This window comes from Oleiphilus sp. HI0061, assembly GCF_001635675.1.
Window position 1 is genome coordinate 1 of the sequence record NZ_LWFE01001126.1, and the last position, 5932, is coordinate 5932.

The 5932-nt window shown below is 47.1% G+C and carries 3 protein-coding genes and 1 pseudogene; 1 reads left to right on the forward strand and 3 read right to left on the reverse strand.

All coding sequences use genetic code 11. The features are described 5' to 3' along the window. A partial coding sequence (locus A3735_RS31950) for a DmsC/YnfH family molybdoenzyme membrane anchor subunit (protein WP_231882565.1) occupies window positions 1-747 on the forward strand: 747 nt, incomplete at its 5' end. Between the two features lie 328 nt (window positions 748-1075). Here the strand turns inward: A3735_RS31950 and A3735_RS31955 are convergent. The 3 genes and pseudogenes from A3735_RS31955 to acs form a co-directional block, all read right to left on the reverse strand. Continuing rightward, window positions 1076-1798 (reverse strand): annotated as a pseudogene (locus A3735_RS31955) (4Fe-4S dicluster domain-containing protein); the annotation flags it as partial. Further along, on the reverse strand, window positions 1776-3965 hold the full coding sequence (locus A3735_RS16715) for a molybdopterin oxidoreductase family protein (protein WP_068633098.1): 2190 nt from the start codon (window positions 3963-3965) through the stop codon (window positions 1776-1778). The pseudogene A3735_RS31955 and the gene A3735_RS16715, both read right to left, overlap by 23 nt. A 413-nt stretch (window positions 3966-4378) precedes the next feature. Further along, on the reverse strand, window positions 4379-5932 hold a 1554-nt coding region (gene acs, locus A3735_RS16720), incomplete at its 5' end, for an acetate--CoA ligase (RefSeq protein WP_068638311.1).

Below are 5932 nucleotides of genomic sequence, written 5' to 3' on the forward strand. Positions count from 1 at the left end.
TGGAATTTGAAGCGTCTAAGTTCGCGAGAAAATCCTTTGGTTATGTTCACCTTGTCGACTCAAGCAGTGATCGGTGCCTTTATGATTTTGCTGTTGGGGCCGTCTATCTTCCCTGAAGCCTTTGCATTTTTAGATCAAAGTGCGATGAAGTATCCATTATTGGGTGCGATGATTTTTGTTCAGGCCTTGGGTTTATTCCTTTCTACGCTGCACTTGGGTAAGCCTTTGCGTTTCTACCGTGGGTTTAATAACTTGCGTTGGTCACCACTTAGTCGGGAAGCCTTGGGTATAGCCATGTTCTTCGCGGGCCTATGTGGCTATACCGTGTTGTCTGCGATCAATGAATGGTTGCAGTTGGGTATCCTAGATTTGCTGATATCTATTGCGGGTGGTTTTGCGGTGATCTCTGCTTTGATAGGTTTGTACTTCATGCACTGTATCTATCGAATTAAAGCTCGCCCGTTCTGGAATCATTGGCAGGTATTGACCAGCTTCTTTGGCAGTATGTTTAGTGTCGGCGGAATTGTTTTTGCCGTGTTTGCTTGTATTGCTTATTCGCTTCAAGATTTAAGCTTTGCACCACTTCTGAGTGTCTTGTCTGGTCTGGTCTTTATTGGCTTGCTGGTTGAGTCAATAGGTCTTGTTGCTCATGCTCGTTACCTGAATACTGAACAAAAATCATCGCACCCAATAATGGATACTTCATCGCACTTTGATCTAAAAATGCAAAGGCTTCAGGGAAGATAGACGGCCCCAACAGCAAAATCATAAAGGCACCGATCACTGCTTGAGTCGACAAGGTGAACATAACCAAAGGATTTTCTCGCGAACTTAGACGCTTCAAATTCCAAGATCGCTCTTTACCTGCTTTCTCATCTACAACTGAACGATAACTTCCATCTTCTTGCTTATGGTACTTGAGAGGCTGAACATCTGTTCGCGTCATCTCTTCCGGTAGAGTTTTGATCTGCTGGAAACGAATATTAGGTTGCGTAATTGATGGGTCAGGGAAGCCAGGGATACTCGCCTCAGTCTGCTCTCTATTTTCTGGCGTATCTTCAATAACACCAAAGTTCAATGCATTACCCAAACAGGCCGACACACAGGCTGGCTTCAAGCCTACTTCTAAGCGGTCAACACACATATTACACTTCGATACCTGACCTTTAACCGGGTCAAGCTGTGGTGCGTTATAAGGACAAACCCAAGTACAGTAACCACAACCAAAGCAGGTATCAGGATCCTGGAGTACCGCACCATATTCAGTATGCTTGGTATAAGCCTTTGTTGGACAGCCCTTCAAACAAACCGGGTCGTCACAATGGTTACACGCCATTGATATGTTCATGCGCTTATAGTCAGGGTAGGAACCCCCTTCTACATAACCAACCGAGCGGAAAGCCAAGTGAGCCGGATTTTCATTCTTTTCACTACAAGCGGCTTCGCAGGCATGGCAACCGATACAGTTGTCAGCGGTAAAGTGAAATCCGTGCTGCTTGTTTCGATTAGGGTTGCAACCTACAGAGGGGTTTTCATTGATCTGCATCGATCGCCCCTGCTCGAACGCGCCTTCGGTCAGATCCAATAAGTCAATCTTCTGCCCATAGCGGTTTTCTTCGCTTTCGTTCTTCTTCACCTTAGGATCATACAGCTTTGCATAGCCTTGCTCGTTATCCCTGAAGGTAAAAGTCGGTCTTTCGTTGGTGTTCTTTTCTTCGTTCGGCACACCGATCTGGTCCAAGCGGTCACGAACTTTTACTAATAAATTCAGCATATTAATATCCTCTTCGCTCAGCATTTAATTGACCAGCCACCGACTGGTCGACCGGTTCTATCTTGATCGCACACTGCTTAAAGGCAGGTTGCCTTGAGTGTGGGTCAAGCAAACCAAGCGAGACACGATTAACACAATCATGAAAGTGAAAAGGAATGAAAACCATATTTCTAGGAACTCTCTGCGTTAGCTGTACCATCACCACGGCATCACCGCGGCGCGAAACAATTCTCACATACGATTGATGCGCTACGCCTAACTCTGCAGCTGCGTCAGGGTTCATTTCCATGTAGGGGGTTGGGCTGAACTTATTCAGGTTACCCAACTTCCCGGTCTTAGTTCGGGTATGGAAGTGCTCCACTACCCGGCCACTATTCATCCAGAAGGGGTACTTGTCGCAAGGTGTTTCATTATTCTCGATATACGGCAAAGGAATCAGGTTCGCCTTCTTGCTCTTAGTCTGGAACTTACCGTCCGTATACAAACGAGGGTCGCCCTTGCCACTGTCATTTCCTTCGCGATAAGGCCACTGAATCCCTCTGGCTTCTTCCAGTATTTCATGCGTCATACCTGAAATATCTAAGGTTCTGCCATCACCTTTCGATAGCTGGCGCATTTCTTCAAAGGCCTCTGCCGTGGTATCAGGGAAGTTAATCTTCTGGCCATTCTCAAAACGCTTGGCCATTTCGTTAAAGATCCAGAAATCCGGCTTAGAGTTGGCATAAGGCTCAACCACTTTACGCACTAGGTTTACACGACGCTCCGTATTAGTGAAGCAACCTTCCTTTTCTGCCCAAACTGAACCCGGAAGATAGACATGAGAATATTGATTGGTTTCAACGTCACGGTAACTATCCTGAACAACCAAGAACTCCAGTTTTTCAAGCGTCTTACGAATTCGAGAGGTTTGCGGCATCGAGGTCATTGGGTTAGTCGCGATCAACCACAAGGCTTTAATCTGGCCCGTTTCAATTGCCGGGAAGATATCGGTTTGTTGCATCCCACGCTTAGTCGGGAAGAAGTCAGCATCGATACCCCAAAAATCTGCAATTTCCTGGCGGTGCTCTTCATTTTCCAAAGCCCTGTATCCTGGTAAGCCAGAACAAGAAGACCATTCACGCGTCCCCATAGCATTACACTGACCTGTAATAGACAAGCTGGTACCACCTGGCTTACCGATATTTCCGGTAATCAGGTTCAAGTTATTGATACCGACAACGCCGTCTGAACCATGAGTGCTCTGGTTAATCCCCATCGTCCAAATACTCATTGCAGCACCGGCTTTCGCATACAAGCGCGCGACATTACGAATCGTATCTTCATCAATACCACATATTTTTGAAGCACTGACCGGGTCGTAGTCCTTAACCAATGCTTCAACTTCTTCTATGCCCTGGGTGTTTGCATTGATGTAGTCTCGGTCTTCAAGACTTTCAGCCAAGATCACATGCATCAAACTATTCTGGAGCACCACATCGGTGCCAGGCGTGATGGGTAAGTGAATATCAGCAAATTGCGCCAACATGGTTACACGAGGGTCAACAACAATTACCGGGAATTTTCGCTTCTCTAAGGCCTCTTTAAGTCGCCAATAGATAATCGGGTGTTGCTCAGGCAGGTTTGAGCCCCAGGCAATTAAGCACTCCGTATGCTCAAAGTCCTCATAACAACCAGGAGGTCCGTCAGAACCAAAAGAGCGCTTATAGCCTGAAACGGCAGAAGCCATGCAAAGCGTCGTATTACCATCATAATGATTGGTACCAATACAACCTCGCACCAATTTACCCAAAGTATAAAATTCTTCAGTGAAGATCTGCCCAGTCGAGACGACAGCGACAGAATCTTTGCCGTACTTTTCCTGGATTCGCTTGAATTCAGCGGCCGTCTTATCGAGCGCTTGGTCCCAGCTGGCAGGCTTAAAGTCTTGATAGAATTTGTCGCGCATCAGAGGTTGACCACCGCGGCCCTCTGAATCAAATAGTTGGTGCTCAAAAATACCTTTAATACATAGCTTCCCACGATTTACATCTGCCCCGGTATCACCACGGGTTCCTACCGCTTTTCCATCCTCATCGATACCGACTTCAATCGAGCAACCAGTCGAGCAATAACCACAGGTGGTGTACTTCCATTCCTTAACAGGTTTTTCTACTATCTTGATAGGCTTTCTGTCTTTTCGACCAAACAACATAAACAAACACTCTCTCAATAATGAGCACCAATGCCGTGCAATACCTGAGCAATTTACTCAAGAATTGCACCAAGCTAGCGCAACATTTCTATAAGTCATTGATTTATAGATTAATAATTTTAGTAGCTGGAGTGATTTGCAATTAGCGAGCCAAGTTGTTGTCTAAATGATATCAGGGAAATTGCTGTCGATTTTACTGCTGGATCTGGCGGAGTGTTTTGTAGACAGAGCGGCCGTCCCAGGCTCGCTAGAGGGCTAGCAAGGGGGCAGATTCTGCGAGAGGTGGAACCGTTTGCCTACGGATTCGAGAAAAACCATACTTGTAGGCAGAGCCTTCCACGGCTCGCTGGCGGGCTAGCAAGGGTCAGGTTCTGCGAGGGGTTTCCCCCTCTGCCTACAGTAGCGTTGATTGCTTACTTGTTCAGTCGTTCATCAACCAATTTGGCGACCACTGAAGGATCGGCCAAGGTAGAGATATCCCCCAAGCTATCATGCTCGTTCGCGGCTATCTTGCGCAAAATACGGCGCATGATTTTACCAGAACGGGTCTTTGGCAACGCCGGTGCCCACTGTATGATATCCGGTGTCGCGACAGGGCCAATCTCTTTTCTCACCCATTGCTTCAAGGTGTCTTTGAGCGCGTCATTTAGGTCAATGTCATGGTCATGCATCATACTGACATAGACATAAATACCTTGGCCTTTAATATCGTGAGGGTAGCCAACAACAGCGGCTTCGGCAACATCTGGGTGAGCCACTAATGCACTTTCGATTTCAGCGGTGCCCATTCTGTGCCCCGAAATATTCAAGACATCATCAACACGACCGGTAATCCAGTAATAACCATCTTCATCGCGACGCGCACCATCACCTGTGAAGTACATACCTTCATAGGTACTAAAGTAGGTCTGGATAAAGCGTTCATGGTCGCCGTAGACAGTACGCATCTGCCCAGGCCAGCTATCCAGCATAACTAAATTACCTTCAGCTGCACCTTCCAGAATATTGCCTTCATTGTCGACAATCGCAGGTTTAACACCGAATAGAGGGCGTGTCGCCGAGCCAGGCTTTAATTCCGTGGCGCCAGGCAAAGGAGAAATCAGCACCCCACCCGTCTCGGTCTGCCACCAAGTATCGACAATCGGGCACTTTTCTTTACCTACTACACGGTGATACCAGTCCCAGGCTTCTGGGTTGATTGGTTCACCCACGCTTCCCAGCAAACGCAAGCTTGATAGGTCGCATTTTTCAACATAGGCATCGCCTTCTGCCATCAAGGCTCGAATTGCGGTCGGCGCAGTGTAGATAACGTTAATCTTATGCTTTTCAACAATCTGCCAAAAACGCGAAAAATCAGGGTAGTTCGGCACACCTTCATACATAACATTCACAGCACCATTCGCTAGCGGCCCATAAAGCATGTAAGTGTGGCCGGTGATCCAACCAAAATCAGCTGTACACCAGTAAACATCATTTTCCTGATAATCAAAAACAACTTCATGCGTCAGCGAGGCATAGACCATGTAACCGCCAGTCGTATGAAGAACACCTTTAGGCTTACCCGTCGAACCAGAGGTATAAAGCATAAAGAGCGGGTCTTCGGCATTCATTGGCTCAGGTTCACACTCACTCGAAGCACCTGCCAAAAGTTCATGATACCAAAGGTCTCGACCCTCGACCCAATTAACATCATTGCCGGTGCGTTTTAACACAAAGACATTTTCAACCGTCGTGACCGCATCGGTTTCAATCGCTGCATCGACATTTTTCTTTAGAGGAATCGCTTTGGCACCACGTACGCCTTCATCAGCCGTCACGACCCATTTCGCTGCACCGTCAGCGATACGAGCAGCCAAGGCTTCAGGAGAAAAACCACCAAACACAACAGAATGAATGGCACCAATACGAGCACAGGCCAACATCGCTACAGCAGTTTCAGGAACATTAGGCATATAGATAGTGACAAT